General features: G+C 70.4%; 15 protein-coding genes. 11 read left to right on the top strand and 4 right to left on the bottom strand.

Annotated elements, in window-relative coordinates:
• Positions 1-43: 43 nt before the first annotated feature.
• Together IE278_RS06775 and IE278_RS06770 are read left to right on the top strand one after the other, a co-directional pair.
• Entirely contained in the window at positions 44-1,276 is a 1,233-nt protein-coding gene (locus IE278_RS06775) for a neocarzinostatin apoprotein domain-containing protein (RefSeq protein ID WP_189769889.1), read from the top strand.
• Between the two features lie 77 nt (positions 1,277-1,353).
• Positions 1,354-2,634 (top strand): hypothetical protein, encoded by a 1,281-nt coding sequence (locus IE278_RS06770; RefSeq protein WP_189769887.1) that lies wholly within the window; start codon positions 1,354-1,356, stop codon positions 2,632-2,634.
• A 218-nt stretch (positions 2,635-2,852) separates the two neighbouring features.
• Here the strand turns inward: IE278_RS06770 and IE278_RS06765 are convergent, their stop codons facing one another.
• Positions 2,853-4,355: an oligopeptide:H+ symporter gene (locus tag IE278_RS06765; protein ID WP_189769724.1), complete on the bottom strand. Its 1,503-nt coding sequence runs from the start codon at positions 4,353-4,355 to the stop codon at positions 2,853-2,855.
• Between the two features lie 479 nt (positions 4,356-4,834).
• Between IE278_RS06765 and IE278_RS06760 the strand changes: the two genes are divergently transcribed.
• Both IE278_RS06760 and IE278_RS06755 read left to right on the top strand, forming a co-directional pair.
• Positions 4,835-5,512, top strand: a complete 678-nt coding sequence (locus tag IE278_RS06760) for a response regulator transcription factor (protein WP_107015675.1) — start codon at positions 4,835-4,837, stop codon at positions 5,510-5,512.
• Between the two features lie 134 nt (positions 5,513-5,646).
• Positions 5,647-6,915 (top strand): sensor histidine kinase, encoded by a 1,269-nt coding sequence (locus IE278_RS06755; protein ID WP_189769721.1) that lies wholly within the window; start codon positions 5,647-5,649, stop codon positions 6,913-6,915.
• A 196-nt stretch (positions 6,916-7,111) separates the two neighbouring features.
• Here IE278_RS06755 and IE278_RS06750 read toward each other — a convergent pair whose 3' ends face one another.
• Positions 7,112-7,684, bottom strand: a complete 573-nt coding sequence (locus IE278_RS06750; protein ID WP_189769885.1) for a GtrA family protein — start codon at positions 7,682-7,684, stop codon at positions 7,112-7,114.
• A 193-nt stretch (positions 7,685-7,877) separates the two neighbouring features.
• On the opposite strand from IE278_RS06750, the gene IE278_RS06745 reads away from it, so the two are divergent.
• Genes IE278_RS06745 through IE278_RS06735 form a run of 3 tightly spaced genes read left to right on the top strand, consistent with a single transcriptional unit; the run spans position 7,878 to position 10,764 of the window.
• The gene (locus IE278_RS06745; RefSeq protein WP_189769719.1) at positions 7,878-9,038 is read left to right on the top strand and encodes a 5-(carboxyamino)imidazole ribonucleotide synthase; all 1,161 of its coding nucleotides are present in this window, start codon (positions 7,878-7,880) and stop codon (positions 9,036-9,038) included.
• Positions 9,035-9,565 (top strand): 5-(carboxyamino)imidazole ribonucleotide mutase, encoded by a 531-nt coding sequence (gene purE / locus IE278_RS06740; RefSeq protein WP_189769717.1) that lies wholly within the window; start codon positions 9,035-9,037, stop codon positions 9,563-9,565. Before IE278_RS06745 ends, purE begins: the two co-directional genes overlap by 4 nt.
• Before the next feature lie 5 nt (positions 9,566-9,570).
• On the top strand, positions 9,571-10,764 hold the full coding sequence (locus IE278_RS06735) for a dipeptidase (protein ID WP_189769714.1): 1,194 nt from the start codon (positions 9,571-9,573) through the stop codon (positions 10,762-10,764).
• Here IE278_RS06735 and IE278_RS06730 read toward each other — a convergent pair.
• Positions 10,761-11,984 carry a THUMP-like domain-containing protein gene (locus tag IE278_RS06730; protein ID WP_246570028.1) on the bottom strand — a complete coding sequence of 408 codons (1,224 nt, stop codon included), beginning with the start codon at positions 11,982-11,984 and terminating at the stop codon, positions 10,761-10,763. The genes IE278_RS06735 and IE278_RS06730 overlap by 4 nt on opposite strands.
• 90 nt (positions 11,985-12,074) lie before the next feature.
• On the opposite strand from IE278_RS06730, the gene IE278_RS06725 reads away from it, so the two are divergent.
• The 4 genes from IE278_RS06725 to groL all read left to right on the top strand — a co-directional run bounded on the left by IE278_RS06725 (position 12,075) and on the right by groL (position 16,204).
• Positions 12,075-12,977, top strand: a complete 903-nt coding sequence (locus tag IE278_RS06725) for a polysaccharide deacetylase family protein (protein WP_189769712.1) — start codon at positions 12,075-12,077, stop codon at positions 12,975-12,977.
• Entirely contained in the window at positions 12,974-13,738 is a 765-nt protein-coding gene (locus IE278_RS06720; RefSeq protein WP_189769710.1) for a polysaccharide deacetylase family protein, read from the top strand. The genes IE278_RS06725 and IE278_RS06720 overlap by 4 nt, the downstream gene beginning before the upstream one ends.
• A 415-nt stretch (positions 13,739-14,153) precedes the next feature.
• Positions 14,154-14,462, top strand: a complete 309-nt coding sequence (gene groES / locus IE278_RS06715; protein ID WP_003998759.1) for a co-chaperone GroES — start codon at positions 14,154-14,156, stop codon at positions 14,460-14,462.
• Between the two features lie 116 nt (positions 14,463-14,578).
• The gene (groL, locus tag IE278_RS06710; RefSeq protein ID WP_189769708.1) at positions 14,579-16,204 is read left to right on the top strand and encodes a chaperonin GroEL; all 1,626 of its coding nucleotides are present in this window, start codon (positions 14,579-14,581) and stop codon (positions 16,202-16,204) included.
• 110 nt (positions 16,205-16,314) lie between these two features.
• Here the strand turns inward: groL and IE278_RS06705 are convergent, their stop codons facing one another.
• On the bottom strand, positions 16,315-17,088 hold the full coding sequence (locus tag IE278_RS06705; RefSeq protein WP_189769706.1) for an SDR family NAD(P)-dependent oxidoreductase: 774 nt from the start codon (positions 17,086-17,088) through the stop codon (positions 16,315-16,317).
• Positions 17,089-17,094 lie beyond the last annotated feature (6 nt).

Below are 17,094 nucleotides of genomic sequence, written 5' to 3'. Positions count from 1 at the left end.
GGGCGGAAGGGTGCGCCGCTGCCGGGAGGCCGTGGGGGTGCGGATGCCCGCCCTGGTGGCGGTGCTCGCGCTTGTCCTGTGCCCGCTGGCGGGGGTGACCGCCTCCGCGGCGGAGAAGCCGCAGGTGAAGCTCTCCAAGTCCCAGGCGGGGACCGGCGGGTCGATCACGGTGAGCGGCAGTGGATGGCGGGCGAACGCCCTGCTGATGTTGCTCATCTGCGGTCAGTCCTCGACCGACCGGGGCGTGATCGGCGGTACCAACTCCTGCGCCAACGCCGACGGACGGGCCGTCACCACCGACGCGAAGGGCCGGTTCAGCAAGAAACTGCCGGTCACCGAACCGCCCGAACCGTGTCCCTGCGTGGTCCATGTCGCCACGGTCACCGGCGCGAAGGCGGCGGCGGACGCCCCTTTCCTGGTCGCGGGACACGAGGTCGAGCCGCTGCCCAAGGAGGACAGCGCCGGGCGGCTCTCGGTGCTCACCGACACCCGGCTCGACGGGTCCAGCGGTCTGCTCACCTGGTTCGGCGCGCCGCCCGCCCGCGAACTCGTCTTCACCGTCGGCAACGTCGGCACCACCGCCGTGAAGAACCCGGTCTTCCAGGTCGGCACCTCGCACGGCGTGTTCGCCCCGCAGTGGGAGGAACACCAGTGGCGCGGAACCATCGCCCCAGGTAAGAAGGCCCGGATCAGCCTGCCGGTGGAGCTGACCGCGGGTGCGCACGGCGACTACACGGTGTCCCTGAAGTTCGGCGGCAAGGTGCTCGCCGAGCAGCCCTGGGGCGTGGGCCGCCCCTGGGGCGTGACGCTCTTCTGGATCCTGGTCTGTGTCGTCGTACCGGCCGCGCTGTTCCGGACCGGGATGGCCGTGGTGGACCGGGTGCGGCCGAGGGGATCCGCCGCGCGCGCCGGGCGTTCCGGCAGCGGCAGGGGTGGGCAACGTGTGCGGCCCGGACGTGGGGCGCACGGCGTGCGGCGCGGGGGGCTGCGGCTGCCCGAAGTCGCCCTGCGGATGCCGAAGCTGAACCTTTCGCCGACCGCCGGGGACTCCGGCGACCCCGACTCGGCCGCCGCCGGCACAGGTACGCGTACCCGGGCCCGTACGCGGTCCGCGCTGCCCTGGTTCACTCCGGACACCGACCCCGGGGCCACCGGGGCCACCGGGGCCACCGGGGCCACCGGGGCCACCGGGACCGCCGGGACCGCCGGGGCCGAACAGCTCTCCGCACCGCACGAGAACACTTCGACGACCCCCACCAGGAAGGGAAACACGTGAGCACGCAACGGAGAGTCCGGCCCGGAAGGAGAAGACCCGGAGGCGGCCGGAGAGCGAGCGCGGCCGGGGTCGCGATGATGCTCGGCGGTGCGGGAGTCCTGCTGGGCGTGGCGGCGGCGCCCGCCCAGGCCGCCGAGATGTCCTACGCGACCGACTGCGTACCCCCTCCCGTCTCCGGGCTGCCGACGGTCAAGGGCACCACCGAGGTGGAGATCAGCGCGCCCGCCACGGCGAAGGTCGGTGACGAGGTCGAGGTGGTGTGGAAGTTCGCGCAGGCCGCGTCCAAGAACCCCGACCTCATCGATCTGCCCGCGAACTCCGTCCAGCCGTCCGGCACCCTCAAGGCGGCCGGTGCGCAGACCGCGTCCGTCGCGATGCAGGGGCCGCGCGAGAACCCGGCGATCCCCAAGGGCGGGGCGATGATCCTGTCCGACATGAAGGGCAAGCTGAAACTGACGACGGCCGGTGCGGTGACGCTGACGCCGGACGCGTACGCCATCAACGTCATGTCCACGGACACGAAGTGCGCGCCTACGGAGACGGTGAAGTCCGCGGCGACGATCAACGTCACGGCGGGGGAGGGCGATCCGCCTCCCGAGTCGCCAGATCCCACCAGTCCGGCGCCTACCACTCCGCCGCCTACCAGCCCGGCTCCCACGAGTCCGGCGCCCACGAGTCCGGCGCCCACCGGGGGTGGGGAGGAGCAGACCGACTTCACGGGTAAGGCGGTCGACATCCCCTACGCGTGCAAGACCCCGATCGGGGACAAGAACGCGACCTCTCCGGTGCAGATCAACGCCAGGAAGAACGGCGGGAGTTACGACCTCACCGTCCAGTTCAAGGGGTCCGTGATGGACAGCCCCGCCGACATCCCGGCCGACTCGGTCAAACCGTCGATGGAGGTCGTGCTGGGCGGCGCCGACCAGGGCACGGTCGCCGTCGAGGGGCCGACCAACGCCGAGGCCATCAAGTCCGGGGACCCCATGGTGATCTCCGACATGACCGGTACGTACAAGCCGGGCGCGGACGGGGAGTCGACGCTGTCGCCGGGGGTGCTGACGGTGAAGGCGCTCGGGACGACGACCACGTGTACGCCTACGAAGTCGGCGGTTTCGCTGACGTTGGACACGTCTGCGCAGCCGGGAGGGGCGGCCGGGGGCTCCGCCGGGGGAGCGGGGACGTCTGCGGGTGGTGGTTCCGGTGACCCCGGGGGTGGGCTCGCGGATACCGGGGCCGGTGACGGGGGGCTGTTGCGGGCGCTCGGGTTTGTCGCCGGGACCGCGGTTCTGCTCGGCGGGGCGGTGTTCACGTTCATGCCGGGCGCGTGGCGGCGGGCCGCTTCGCGGAGGGTGCCGTAGGGGTGGGGCGCGTGGGGAACTGGCAGGCCGGTGTGGCTGGTTGCGCAGTTCCCCGCGCCCCTGAAAAGCGAAAGGACTGCGCCGTTCCCCGCGCCCCTGAAGGCAAAGGCGAAAGACTGCGCCGTTCCCCGCGCCCCTAGGTGTCTAGGGGGGCGGGGAACGGCGCAGTCAGCCGCTTCCGGGGCGTGGACGATGTGCTGCCCAGCACCGCGGAGCGGCTAGTTCACGTTGCCCATCAAGGACTTGACCTTGTTGCGGTACATGTAGATCGCCACGCCCGCGACCACCGCGAGGGTGGCCTCCAGGGCGACGACGCCCATGCCGTTCAGGTCGACGCCCGCGATGGAGAGCAGGGCGGTCGTCGCGTCGCCGGCGGTGACGGCCAGGAACCAGACACCCATCATCTGCGAGGCGTACTTCGCGGGGGCCATCTTCGTGGTGACGGAGAGGCCGACCGGGGAGACGGCCAGTTCGCCGACGGTCTGTACGAAGTAGATGGCGACCAGCCACATCGCGGCGGCCTTGTGCCCGCCGTCGGCGATCGTCAGCGGGGCCAGGAAGAGGAAGAACGAGGCGCCGACCAGGACCAGACCGGACGCGAACTTCACGATCGTGCTCGGCTCCCGGCCGGCCCGGTTCAGCGCCAGCCACGCCCAGGCGAAGACCGGGGCGAGCGCCATGATCATGACCGGGTTGACCGACTGGTACCAGGAGACCGGGAACTCCCAGCCGAAGACGCTGTTGTCGGCCGACGACTCGGCGAAGATCGACAGCGTGGAGCCGCCCTGGTCGTAGATCATCCAGAAGACGGCCGCGGCGACGAAGAACCAGATGTACGCGGACATCTTCGACTGCTCGACGCGGTCCAGCGACTTGTCCCGCTTGATCCGGGCGATCACCCAGACCGGGATGATCAGGCCGATCAGCGCGAGCGGAACCATGATCCAGTTCAGCGTGTAGTGGCCGGAGAAGCCGACGACGGCGTAGAACACCGCGGCGACGGCCAGCCACAGCAGGCCCTTGCGCAGGGTCGCGGACTTCTCCGCGGCGGACATCGGCGTCGGGACGACGTCCGAGCGCGCGTCGAGGTGGCGGCGGCCCATCAGGAACTGCGCCAGGCCCAGCGCCATGCCGAGCGCGGCGAGCGCGAAGCCCAGGTGCCAGTTGACCTTCTCACCGATGGTGCCGATCACCAGCGGAGCGGCGAAGGCGCCCAGGTTGATGCCGATGTAGAAGATCGTGAAGCCGCCGTCGCGGCGCGGGTCGTCCGGGCCCTTGTAGAGGTGGCCGACCATCGTGGAGATGTTGGCCTTCAGCAGACCCGAGCCGATCGCGACGAGGCCGAGCCCCGCGAAGAACGTGCCGGACGACGGCAGCGCCAGCGTCAGGTGGCCGAGCATGATGACCAGTCCGGCGACGGCGACGGTCTTGCGGGGGCCGAGCACCCGGTCCGCGAACCAGCCGCCGGGAAGGGCGAGCAGGTACACGAGCGACAGGTACACCGAGTAGATCGCGGTCGCGGTGGTCGCGCTCATGTTCAGGCCGCCGGGGGCGACCAGATAGAGCGGGAGCAGTGCCCGCATGCCGTAGTAGGAGAACCTCTCCCACATCTCGGTCATGAAGAGTGTGGCCAGTCCGCGGGGGTGGCCGAAGAAGGTCATCTCGGATCCGGAACCGGGGGTGCCCGGAGAGACCGAGTCCTTCGTCAGGCTGGACGCCATGGTCGTTCCTTGCTGGTCGGGACGCGCCGCCGAGGCGGAAGCCGCAGGAGCGGGATCCGCTGCGGCGGAATGGGGTTGCGCGCCCGGTGGGGGAGGCGGCCGGCACCGGCGGGTCGGCCGTCCCGCCCCACGCCCAGGGGGAGTTCCGCTCCGTCTCGAAGCGGTGGACGACGACCACCGGGATCCACGCCCGTCACGCGCTCTCGCGCTCGGGGCCCGGCCACAGGTCACGTCTGGTCACCATAAGGCCCTACCTCATGGCAATGCCGCATATGGCATGACTTGAGAGATGGATCACAGGTATGGATGGAACCATGCGCCTGAATCGAAGGCCGTTCACAGATTTACATCCTGAACCCCAGGGTCGTACGGCGCTCAGGGGTCTCCCGTATGTGCGTCGCGCGTCCCGGGCGGGCCCGGACCGTCACGGATGTCGATCACCCTCACTGCGCCGCTCCGCAGCGGACTACCATCAGTTCATGACCCGAGTACTGCTCGCCGAGGACGACGCGTCCATCTCGGAACCCCTGGCTCGCGCCCTGCGCCGAGAGGGGTACGAGGTTGAGGTACGCGAGGACGGACCCACCGCGCTCGACGCGGGCATCCAGGGCGGTATCGATCTGGTCGTGCTCGACCTCGGGCTGCCCGGTATGGACGGACTGGAAGTGGCCCGGCGGCTGCGCGCCGAGGGCATGACCGTGCCGGTCCTCATCCTGACCGCGCGCGCCGACGAGGTGGACACCGTCGTGGGCCTGGACGCGGGCGCCGACGACTACGTCACCAAGCCCTTCCGCCTCGCCGAACTGCTGGCCCGGGTACGGGCCCTGCTGCGGCGCGGCGCGGCCGAGCCCCAGCAGCCGCCCGCCACGCACGGGGTGCGCATCGACGTCGAGTCGCACCGGGCGTGGATGGGCGACGAGGAGCTGCAGCTGACAGCGAAGGAGTTCGACCTGCTCCGGGTGCTCGTCAGGGACGCCGGCCGGGTCGTCACGCGCGACCAGTTGATGCGCGAGGTCTGGGACACCACGTGGTGGTCGTCCACCAAGACCCTCGACATGCACATCTCCTGGCTGCGCAAGAAGCTGGGGGACGACGCGGCGAACCCGCGGTACATCGCGACGGTACGAGGAGTGGGCTTCCGCTTCGAGAAGAGCTAGGCCCGTTGCTGCAGGGCCGCGCTTTCCTGCCGTCGCCGCCGGCGGGGGGTGCGCGGCCGCGGGCCGTGTGTGGCTGGTCGCGCCCCTGACGGGGTACGGCTCCAGCCCAGATCACCAGTTGCCCGGAGGGACCTGTGCGTCGCCGTCTCATCAATTCCACGCTGGCCGTCGTGCTGGTGGTGATCGCCGTGTTCGGGGTCTCGCTCGTCATCGTCGAGACCCGCACGATCAGCAACAGCGCCCAGGAGCGGGTGGACTCCGAGGCGGTGCGGCTGGTCAGCATCGTCGACAGCCGCATCCTCGGCGACGAGCAGGTCAACGCCCGGGTCCTCAAGGACCAGGTCACCGGTGAGCGGTACGCGCGCATCGAGATCCCGGGCCGCGACACCATCCACATCGGTAAGCCGCCCACCGGTGACGTCATCACCTCCACCCGCGCCGGGGAGGAAGGCGAGACCGTCACGGTGGAGGAGGCGCGTTCGGCGGTCACCCGTGAGGTCGGCCGGACGCTGCTCATCATCGCGGCGGTGGCTCTCCTCGCGGTGGTCGCCGCCGTCCTCCTCGCGGTCCGCCAGGCCAACCGGCTCACCTCCCCGCTGACCGACCTCGCGGAGACCGCGGAACGGCTCGGATCGGGGGACCCGCGCCCGCGTCACAAGCGGTACGGGGTTCCGGAGCTGGACCGGGTCGCCGATGTGCTGGACGGCTCGGCCGAGCGCATCGCCCGCATGCTGACGGCCGAGCGGCGCCTCGCGGCCGACGCCTCGCACCAGCTGCGTACACCGCTGACCGCCCTGTCCATGCGGCTGGAGGAGATCACCCTCACCGACGACCCGAGCACGGTCAAGGAGGAGGCGACCATCGCGCTGGCGCAGGTCGAGCGGCTCACCGACGTGGTGGAGCGGCTGCTGACCAACGCCCGCGACCCGCGTACCGGCTCCGCCGTGACCTTCGACCTCGACGAGGTCATCAAGCAGCAGCTCGCCGAGTGGCGGCCGGCCTACCGCAACGCGGGGCGCGCGATCGTCAGCTCGGGCAAGCACGATCTGCAGGCCGTGGGGACGCCGGGGGCCGTGGCGCAGGTCCTTGCCGCGCTGATCGAGAACTCGCTGATGCACGGCGGGGGCACGGTCGCGCTGCGTACGCGGGTCACCGGCAACCAGGCCGTGATCGAGGTCACCGACGAGGGGGCGGGGGTGCCGGCCGACCTGGGTGCGCGGATCTTCGAGCGGGCGATCAGTGGGCGCAACTCCACGGGGATCGGGCTCGCTGTCGCCCGTGACCTCGCGGAGGCGGACGGGGGGCGGCTGGAGATGCTGCAGGCGCAGCCGCCGGTGTTCGGGCTGTTCTTGTCGCGTACGCCGCTGAGGCGGCGGGAGGGGGACGAACCTACCGTGCGCTAGCGCGCCCGTCGGTTCGGCGGTGTGGGGGCCGCACGCGTCGTTCCCCGCGCCCCTTGAAGGCTTCAAGGCGCAAAGATTGCGCCGTTCCCCGCGCCCCTAAAAAAGCGAAAGACCGCGCCGTTCCCCGCGCCCCTGGGAGCCGAAAGGCGCAAAGGCTGCGCCGTTTTCCGCGGCCCTGAAGGCATGGAAGTGCAGGTCAGCGGACTCTTTGGACCTGGCGGAAGCCCTGGGTCGGGCGGTCTTCCTCTTTCAGGTAGGGGGAGGGGTTCTCCAGGAACGATTCCGCGTCGGTCACGGGGTCGTGGGCCGGGGCGACCCGGAAGACCCACGTGCGGTAGGACCAGAAGCGGAAGAGGGTCGCGATGCCGATGCCGACGAACTTGAAGACGTTGCTCGCCAGCGGGCTGTCGAAGCCCAGGCCGTACGTCGCGGCGAAGAGGATGCCGTTCTCGATGACGAGGCCGACCGCGCTGAACAGGACGAACAGCGTCAGTTCCTTGGTACGGCCACTTTTGTCGCGATCGCGATACGTGAAGTAGCGGAAACCGATGTAGTTCGAGACGATGGCGACGACCGTGGCGATCACACTGGCCCGCACGACCTGCAGATCGGTCGTGTGACGCACCAGGTTGAAGGTGATCAGGTTGACGAGGAGCCCGGCTCCGCCGACCGCGCCGAACTTGGCGACTTCCCTGGTCAACCGCTCGATCCGGAGGCGAACGGCGCTGGTCGGCCTGGCATGAGCCCCGCGTTTACCACCTGTGCCCATGGTGTCGCCCAGCCCCCGTCTCGTCGGATACGTCATTTTCGTCAACCTTCGTCGACTCCGCCATGCTAACCAGCGGTTCTGTCCGGTGCCTGGCTCGGACTCGAAGATGTGGCCGGGATGTGATGAACCCGCACAATTTCCGATGATCAGGCGGGCGACAGGGGTGGCTCGAAACGGCCGATACCCTGGAGGTGTGACGTTTCCGGTGGTCGGCATGGTCGGCGGCGGTCAGCTCGCTCGTATGACACACGAGGCGGGCATCCCGCTCGGCATCAGGTTCAAGCTCCTCAGTGACACCCCCCAGGACTCTGCGGCGCAGGTGGTCAGCGAAGTCGTCGTCGGCGACTATCGCGACCTCGGCACACTGCGGGCCTTCGCGCGGGGCTGTGACGTGATCACGTTCGATCACGAACACGTACCCACCGAGCATCTGCGGGCACTGGAGGCGGACGGCATCCCCGTGCGCCCCGGCCCCGACGCGCTCGTGCACGCCCAGGACAAGGGCGTGATGCGCGCGAAGCTCGTCGAGATCGGCGTGCCGTGCCCACGGCACCGGATCGTGAGCGATCCCGCCGACGTGGTGGCCTTCGCGGCGGAAGGGGTCCCGGACGGGGCCGAGGGGGACGGCTTCCCCGTCGTCCTCAAGACCGTCCGCGGCGGCTACGACGGCAAGGGCGTGTGGGTCGTACGGTCCGCGGCCGACGCCGAGGACCCCTTCCGGGCCGGCGTCCCGGTGCTCGCCGAGGAGAAGGTCGACTTCGTCCGCGAGCTGGCCGCCAACGTCGTACGGTCGCCGCACGGTCAGGCCGTGGCCTACCCGGTGGTCGAGTCCCAGCAGGTCGACGGGGTCTGCGACACGGTGATCGCGCCCGCGCCCGGCATCTCCGACGAGCTGGCGCTGGGGGCGGAGGAACTGGCCCTGCGCATCGCGAAGGAACTCGGCGTCGTCGGCCACCTCGCCGTCGAGCTGTTCGAGACCCGTGACGGCCGCATCCTCGTCAACGAACTGGCCATGCGCCCGCACAACTCCGGTCACTGGACCCAGGACGGCGCGATCACCTCCCAGTTCGCCAACCACGTCCGCGCGGTCCTCGACCTGCCCCTGGGTGACCCGCGCCCGCGCGCGAAGTGGACGGTCATGGTGAACGTCCTGGGCGGCGACTACCCCGACATGTACTCCGCGTACCTGCACTGCATGGCACGCGACCCCCAGCTCAAGATCCACATGTACGGAAAGGACGTGAAGCCCGGCCGCAAGGTGGGCCACGTCAACACCTACGGCGACGACCTCGACGACGTGCTGGAGCGCGCCCGTCACGCAGCCGGCTACCTCAGAGGAACGATCACCGAATGAGCCCTGTCGTAGGCATTGTCATGGGGTCGGACTCCGACTGGCCCGTCATGGAGGCGGCCGCCAAGGCCCTCGACGAGTTCGAGATCGCGTACGAGGTCGACGTGGTCTCCGCCCACCGGATGCCGCGCGAGATGATCGCGTACGGCGAGGAGGCGGCCGGCCGCGGCCTGAAGGCGATCATCGCGGGCGCGGGCGGCGCCGCCCATCTGCCCGGCATGCTCGCCTCGGTCAGCCCGCTGCCCGTGATCGGCGTACCGGTCCCGCTGAAGTACCTCGACGGCATGGACTCGCTGCTGTCGATCGTCCAGATGCCGGCCGGCGTCCCGGTCGCCACGGTCTCGGTGGGCGGCGCGCGCAACGCCGGCCTGCTCGCCGCCCGCATCCTGGCCACGCACGACGAGGAACTCCTGCACAGGATGCGCGACTTCCAGCAGGAGCTGAACGACCAGGCCACCGAGAAGGGCAGGCGGCTGCGCTCCAAGGTGGACGGCGGCGGCACGGGCAACGGCTTCGGCTTCGGAAAGTGACGGACATGACCTCCCTCGGCACCTCCCTCGACGAGGCCCGCGCGTTCCTCGCCGACTTCCCCGTGGTCGACGGGCACAACGACCTCCCCTGGGCGCTGCGCGAGCAGGTCCGCTACGACATCGGCGCCCGTGACATCGCCACCGACCAGAGCGCCCACCTGCACACCGACCTGGCGCGGCTGCGCGCGGGCGGCGTCGGCGCGCAGTACTGGTCGGTGTACGTGCGCTCGGACCTGCCCGACGCGGTCACGGCGACCCTCGAACAGATCGACTGCGTACGGCAGCTGATCGCGCGCTACCCGGCGGATCTGCGGAGCGCCCTGACCGCCGCCGACATGGAGGCGGCCCGCGCCGAGGGCCGGATCGCCTCGCTGATGGGCGCCGAGGGCGGCCACTCGATCGACAACTCCCTGGCCACGCTGCGCGGCCTGTACGAGCTGGGGGTCCGCTACATGACCCTCACCCACAACGACAACATTGCGTGGGCGGACTCGGCGACCGACGAGCCGGTGGCCGGCGGCCTGACGCCGTTCGGCCACGAGGTCGTACGCGAGATGAACCGCCTGGGCATGCTGGTGGACCTCTCCCACGTGGCCGCCACGACCATGCGGGACGCGCTGGACACGTCCACCGCGCCGGTGATCTTCTCCCACTCGTCCTCGCGCGCGGTCTGCGACCACCCGCGCAACATCCCCGACGACGTGCTGGAGCGCCTGCCCGCCAACGGCGGTGTGGCGATGGTGACGTTCGTGCCGAAGTTCGTCCTCCAGGCCGCCGTCGACTGGACGGTCGCCGCGGACGAGAACATGCGCGCGCACGGCTTCCACCACCTCGACACGACGGCCGACGGGATGAAGGTCCACCACGCCTTCGAGGAGTCCCACCCCCGGCCCGTCGCGACCGTCTCCACGGTCGCCGACCACCTCGACCACATGCGTGAGGTGGCGGGCGTCGACCACCTCGGCATCGGCGGCGACTACGACGGCACGCCGTTCACCCCCGACGGCCTCGGTGACGTCTCCGGCTACCCGAACCTCATCGCGGAGCTGCTGGACCGCGGCTGGTCGAAGCCGGACCTCGCCAAGCTGACCTGGCAGAACTCGGTACGGGTCCTGGCCGCGGCGGAGGACGTGGCCCGCGACGAGCAGTCCCGCAGGGGACCGTCGAACGCGACCCTGGAGCAACTGGACAGGTCCTAGGGCAGGTCTGATGCGTCGAGCGCGGTGACGGGGTGCCCCAGGAGCATGGTCGGGGCGCCCTGCACGCGCGTCAGGAACACGGTCGCGGAGTGCGGCCCCTGCGGCTTCACCTTGCGCCGCAGCTCCTCCGGCTCGACCGCCGACCCGCGCTTCTTCACGGTCAGGATGCCCACCTCGCGCTGCCGCAGCAGTGCCTTGAGCTTCTTGACGCCGAAGGGCAGCCGGTCGGTGATCTCGTAGGCGGTGGCGTACGGGGTGGCCGTCACGGAGTCCGCGGTGACGTAGGCGATGGTCTCGTCGACCAGCCCTCCGCCGTCCAGCTCCGCGGCCACCTCGGCGACCAGATGCGCGCGGATGACGGCGCCGTCGGGCTCGTACAGGAAACGGCCCACGGGCCGCACCGCGGGATCGGGCAGCCCGAGCCCGAGGAGGGTGCGTGGGCCGGGCAGCAGGGTCGCGCGGACGGAGCCCGCCTCCCCGGTGCCGAACCACAGCACGGCCTCCTTCACGTCCCCCGCGTCCGAGATCCACTCGGCCCCGGCCTCGGCGGGAACGGCCTCGTGCGGGATGCCGGGGGCGATCTTCAGCGCCGCGAGAGGTGCCTTGAGGGCCGCCCGGACGGCCCACGACAGCGGCGGTGAGTAGGCCTCGGGGTCGAAGATCCGCCCGCGCCCGCCCCGGCGCCCCGGATCCACGAACACGGCGTCGTACCCGGCGGTGTCGACCTCGGTGACATCGGCCTCGCGCACTTCGATCAGCCCGTCCAGCCCGAGCGCCTCGGCGTTCGCGCGGGCCACGGCGGCGGTCAGCGGGTCCCGGTCGACGGCGAGGACCCGGATCCCGGCGCGGGCGAGCGCGATCGCGTCACCGCCGATGCCGCAGCACAGGTCGGCCACGGACCGCACCCCGAGCTCCTTGAAACGCGCGGCACGGTACGCGGCGACGCTCGCCCGGGTCGACTGCTCGACCCCGTTGGGCGTGAAGAACATCTCCGCCGCGTCCGCCGCGCCGAACTTCGCGACGGCCCGCTGCCGCAGCCGCGCCTGCCCGAGCGCGGCCGACACGAGCCCGACGGGATGCTCGCGCCGCAGCCGCGTCGCCACGGCCAGCTCCTGGGCCGGTTCGGTACCGCGCACCTCGTCGAGCAGGGCGCGGCCCTCGGCGGTGCGGAGGGCGTCGAAGGAGGCCGACGGGGAGGCCGGAGGATCGAGGTCGTTCACCGCCCCATTGTGGGCCAGTCGGTGGACGGCACGCGCGCGACGGCGGTGTCGGGGCGGGGGAGGGCTGTTGACCTGGGAGTATCCGGCCCCATGCGACTTGTAAGACAATCCCACAGCAACAGTGCAAAAGGGGTCCGGTCGAGCGCCCCGAAAGGGGCACGCGCGACCCTGGCCCTGCTGGCGGCCACCGCACTGGCCACCGCCTGCGCGGCCCCGGCCGCCGAGGACGTCAGTCCGGCCGCGGGCCAGCAGGCGGCCGCCGAACTCCGCCAGAAGCAGCGCGCCCACGCCGCCGCGGTGAAGAGATGGGGCCTGGCCAAGGCCCCCCTGCCCGCACCCTCCGCCCCGGCGAAGAAGCCGCACATCGACACCCGCGACGGCTTCGAGGTGGACGACCACGACGGACTGCCGCCCGTCTTCACGACCATCCCCACCAAGGACAAGGTCGTCTTCCTCACCATCGACGACGGCGCCGAGAAGGACCCGGCGTTCCTGCGGATGATGAGCGAGCTGAAGATCCCGTACACCGCGTTCCTCAGTGACTACCTGGTCAAGGAGGACTACGGATACTTCAAGAAGATGCAGGCCGCGGGGGTGTCCCTGAACAACCACACCCTCCACCACCGCTTCATGCCGGACCTCTCGTACGGCGCTCAGAAGCGTGAGATCTGCGGCATGCAGGACGTGATCGAGAAGCGGTACGGCACGCGCCCGACGCTCTTCCGCCCGCCCTTCGGCAACTACAACGAGGACACCCTGCGGGCCGCCAGGGCCTGTGGCATCAAGGCGGTCCCCCTCTGGAACGAGGAGGTCTTCGTCGACCACTGGGAGTACCGGGAGTGGGACCGCGACCTGCGCCCCGGAGACATCGTTCTCAGCCACTTCCGCGGCAAGGAGGACTGGGAGGGCACGATGCCCGACATGGTCCGCCGCTTCCTGAAGCTGATCACCGACAAGGGGTACGCGGTGGCCCGCCTGGAGGACTACCTGTGAGGCGGTGGGGGGTCGCTGTCGCACTGGTCACCGGGGTGCTCTGCCTCGCCGGCTGCGCCCAGTCCGTCGACCCGATCGAACGGCTGGGCAAGAAGGCGGCGGAGAAGGTACGCACCCACGGGCCCCCGGTGGAGGAGTACCGCCGCTGGGGCCTGGACGCCCCGCTCGCCCGGGCGCCGGGTGTGTCCGCCCGCAGGCCCGCCTTACGGGCCGCGGGGCCCGGCCTGCCGCCCGTGGTGGACCGCGTCCCGACCCGCGACAAGGTCGTCTTCCTGACCTTCGACGACGGCGCCGAGAGGGATCCGCGGTTCGTCGACATGGTGCGGGAGCTGCGGCTGCCGGTGAGCGTGTTCCTCACGGACAGCGTGGTCGGGCCGGGGTACGCGCACTTCGGCCGGCTGCGGGCGGTCGGGGCGAGCGTGCAGAACCACACGCTCGACCATCCGTATCTGCCGGGGCTGCCGTACGAGGGGCAGCGGGCCGAGATCTGCGGTCAGCAGGAGAAGCTGAAGCAGCGGTTCGGGGTTCGGCCCCGGCTCTTTCGGCCGCCGTACGGGGAGTACGACGGGGACACGTTGCGGGCTGCCGGTGATTGTGGGATCGCCGCGGTGGTGCTTTGGCGTGAGGCCGGGCCGTTGCGGGCGGGGGACATTCTGCATTGTCCCGAGGGGGGTGGGGGGCTGGTCGCTGCGACCGTCGGGTTGCTGCGGCGCGTCCAGGAGGAGGGGTTCGCTGTGGCCCGCCTGGAGGATTACGTCTAGGGCCTCCTCCCGTCACTGCATGGGGGCTGCGCCCCCTCGCCCCCCTTTGCGCAGTTCCCCGCGCCCCCAGGTACCTGGGGGCGCGGGGAACTGCGCAGTCTTCAGCCCGTCCGGCGTTTGAGGACGAGCGCGTAGCGCGTCTCAGGGGCGCGGGGAACTGCGCGGCCAGCCCCCGCTGGGGCGCGGTTCTACGGGGGTCTCCGGGGGATTTCGCGGCCCCGTCATGCCGCCAACCGCCGGAGGTAACTGGCACTCCGCTTGACCGAGTGCTAATCGCAGTCATAGTCTCGGCTCTGGCACTCACCGCAGGAGAGTGCCAATAGCGACGGGCAGGTCCGGCACCCGCGACGACGGATCCACCTGGTCGCCACCTCAGACAGTTAACCCCGTAATCTCCGAAGGGGGAGGTCGGATCGTGACGACCACCAGCTCCAAGGTTGCCATCAAGCCGCTCGAGGACCGCATTGTGGTCCAGCCGCTCGACGCCGAGCAGACCACCGCCTCTGGCCTGGTCATTCCGGACACGGCGAAGGAGAAGCCCCAGGAGGGCGTCGTCCTTGCCGTCGGTCCGGGCCGCTTCGAGAACGGCGAGCGTCTTCCGCTCGACGTGAAGACCGGCGACATCGTGCTTTACAGCAAGTACGGCGGCACCGAGGTGAAGTACAACGGCGAGGAGTACCTCGTCCTCTCGGCTCGCGACGTACTCGCGATCATCGAGAAGTAATTCACCCAGGTTTGCTTTGAACTGCGCCCCTGGCCCCAGCGAGTACTGAACATGAGTACTAAGAAGCCGGGTGCTGGGGGCGCCGTTCGTTTTTTCGAGAGGACTGAATCAGCTCCATGGCGAAGATCCTGAAGTTCGACGAGGACGCCCGTCGTGCCCTCGAGCGCGGCGTCAACAAGCTTGCCGACACCGTGAAGGTGACGATCGGCCCCAAGGGCCGCAACGTCGTCATCGACAAGAAGTTCGGCGCCCCCACCATCACCAACGACGGCGTCACCATCGCCCGCGAGGTCGAGCTCGACGACCCGTACGAGAACCTCGGCGCCCAGCTGGTGAAGGAGGTGGCGACCAAGACCAACGACATCGCGGGTGACGGTACGACCACCGCCACCGTGCTGGCCCAGGCGCTCGTACGCGAGGGCCTGAAGAACGTCGCCGCCGGCGCGTCCCCCGCCCTCCTCAAGAAGGGCATCGACGCGGCCGTCGCCGCGGTCTCCGAGGAGCTCCTCGCGACCGCGCGCCCGATCGACGAGAAGTCCGACATCGCGGCCGTCGCCGGTCTGTCCGCCCAGGACAGCCAGGTCGGCGAGCTCATCGCCGAGGCGATGGACAAGGTCGGCAAGGACGGTGTCATCACCGTCGAGGAGTCCAACACCTTCGGTCTGGAGCTCGACTTCACCGAGGGCATGGCCTTCGACAAGGGCTACCTGTCCCCGTACATGGTGTCCGACCAGGAGCGTATGGAGGCCGTCCTCGACGACCCGTACATCCTGATCCACCAGGGCAAGATCTCCTCCATCCAGGACCTGCTGCCCCTCCTCGAGAAGGTCATCCAGACCAACGCGTCGAAGCCGCTGCTGATCATCGCCGAGGACGTCGAGGGCGAAGCCCTGTCGACCCTGGTCGTGAACAAGATCCGCGGCACCTTCAACGCGGTGGCCGTCAAGGCCCCCGGCTTCGGCGACCGCCGCAAGGCCATGCTCGGTGACATCGCGACGCTCACCGGCGCCACGGTCATCGCCGAGGAGGTCGGCCTCAAGCTCGACCAGGTCGGCCTGGACGTGCTGGGCACCGCCCGCCGCGTGACCGTCACCAAGGACGACACGACCATCGTCGACGGCGGCGGCAACAGCGCCGACGTGGCCGGCCGGGTCAACCAGATCAAGGCCGAGATCGAGTCCACGGACTCCGACTGGGACCGCGAGAAGCTCCAGGAGCGCCTCGCGAAGCTGGCCGGCGGCGTGTGCGTGATCAAGGTCGGCGCCGCCACCGAGGTGGAGCTGAAGGAGAAGAAGCACCGTCTGGAGGACGCCATCTCCGCGACCCGCGCCGCGGTCGAGGAGGGCATCGTCTCCGGTGGTGGCTCCGCGCTCGTCCACGCCGTGAAGGTCCTCGAAGGCAACCTCGGCAAGACCGGCGACGAGGCGACCGGTGTCGCCGTCGTCCGCAAGGCCGCCGTCGAGCCGCTGCGCTGGATCGCCGAGAACGCCGGCCTGGAGGGTTACGTCATCACCTCCAAGGTCGCCGACCTCGACAAGGGCCAGGGCTTCAACGCCGCGACCGGCGAGTACGGCGACCTGGTCAAGGCCGGCGTCATCGACCCGGTCAAGGTCACCCGTTCCGCCCTGGAGAACGCCGCGTCCATCGCGTCGCTGCTCCTCACGACCGAGACCCTGGTCGTCGAGAAGCCGGCCGAGGAAGAGGCCGACGCCGGGCACGGCGGCCACGGCCACTCGCACTAGTCGCCTCGCAGCAAGCGCGGTTGATTCTCCGCGCAGCATGAAGGCCCGGTTCCCCGTCTCGGCGGGGGACCGGGCCTTGGCGTTGTCGGGGCCTAACGGCAGCAACGCGCTCACTTCGGCCCGTACTTGCGGCCCGTCTTCGAGCTGATGCCGCTGAGCAGGCCCCGCGGGGTCACCTTCGCCACGCCCATCAGGGCCTTGTAGCGCGGGTCCGGGATGGACAGCGACTTGTCCCGGGCCAGGTCGGCCAGCGCCGCCGCGACCACTTTGTCGGCGTCCAGCCACATCCAGTTGGGGATGTTGTCCGTGCCCATCCCCGCCCGCTCGTGGAACTCGGTGCGCACGAACCCGGGGCACAGCGCCATCAGCCGCACCCCGCTGCCCGCCAGGTCCTTCGCCACGCCCTGCGTGAACTGCACGACCCACGCCTTCGACGCCCCGTACGTGCCGCGCGGCAGGAACGCCGCCGTCGACGCCACATTGACGACACCGCCGCGCCCGCGCTCCCGCATGGCCTCGGCAGCCGCCGACGTCAGCCGGAGCACCGCCTCGCAGTGCACCTTGAGCATCTTCAGCTCGTCCGCCATCGGTACGTCCAGGTAGAGGCCCTTGTTGCCGAAGCCCGCGTTGTTGACGAGCAGGTCGACCGCGTGTTTGCGGTCCGCGACGCGGGCGGCCACCGCCTCGATGCCCTCGTCCGTGGCCAGATCGGCGGTCAGCACCTCCGCCTCGATGCCGTGCCGGTCGTGCAGTTCCGTCGCCTGCTCGCCGAGCCGTTCCGTGTTACGCGCGACCAGCACGAGGTTGTGCCCGTCGGCGGCCAGCCGCCGTGCGAAGGCGGCACCGATGCCCGCTGTCGATCCCGTAATCAAAGCCGTTGTCATGGCCCA

The sequence above is a fragment of the Streptomyces tauricus genome, assembly GCF_014650955.1.
In the GTDB taxonomy this organism is placed as follows: domain Bacteria; phylum Actinomycetota; class Actinomycetes; order Streptomycetales; family Streptomycetaceae; genus Streptomyces; species Streptomyces tauricus.
This window is presented reverse-complemented; position numbering and strand designations above follow the sequence as displayed.

Excerpts from the sequence above, each read along its gene's own strand:
- IE278_RS06735 (WP_189769714.1), top strand. The coding sequence starts at position 9,571 with ATGACCTCCCTCGGCACCTCCCTCGACGAGGCCCGCGCGTTCCTCGCC.
- IE278_RS06705 (WP_189769706.1), bottom strand. The coding sequence starts at position 17,088 with ATGACAACGGCTTTGATTACGGGATCGACAGCGGGCATCGGTGCCGCC.
- IE278_RS06760 (WP_107015675.1), top strand. The coding sequence starts at position 4,835 with ATGACCCGAGTACTGCTCGCCGAGGACGACGCGTCCATCTCGGAACCC.
- IE278_RS06775 (WP_189769889.1), top strand. The coding sequence starts at position 44 with ATGCCCGCCCTGGTGGCGGTGCTCGCGCTTGTCCTGTGCCCGCTGGCG.
- IE278_RS06765 (WP_189769724.1), bottom strand. The coding sequence starts at position 4,355 with ATGGCGTCCAGCCTGACGAAGGACTCGGTCTCTCCGGGCACCCCCGGT.
- groL (WP_189769708.1), top strand. The coding sequence starts at position 14,579 with ATGGCGAAGATCCTGAAGTTCGACGAGGACGCCCGTCGTGCCCTCGAG.
- purE (WP_189769717.1), top strand. The coding sequence starts at position 9,035 with ATGAGCCCTGTCGTAGGCATTGTCATGGGGTCGGACTCCGACTGGCCC.
- IE278_RS06725 (WP_189769712.1), top strand. The coding sequence starts at position 12,075 with ATGCGACTTGTAAGACAATCCCACAGCAACAGTGCAAAAGGGGTCCGG.
- IE278_RS06770 (WP_189769887.1), top strand. The coding sequence starts at position 1,354 with ATGCTCGGCGGTGCGGGAGTCCTGCTGGGCGTGGCGGCGGCGCCCGCC.
- IE278_RS06750 (WP_189769885.1), bottom strand. The coding sequence starts at position 7,684 with ATGGGCACAGGTGGTAAACGCGGGGCTCATGCCAGGCCGACCAGCGCC.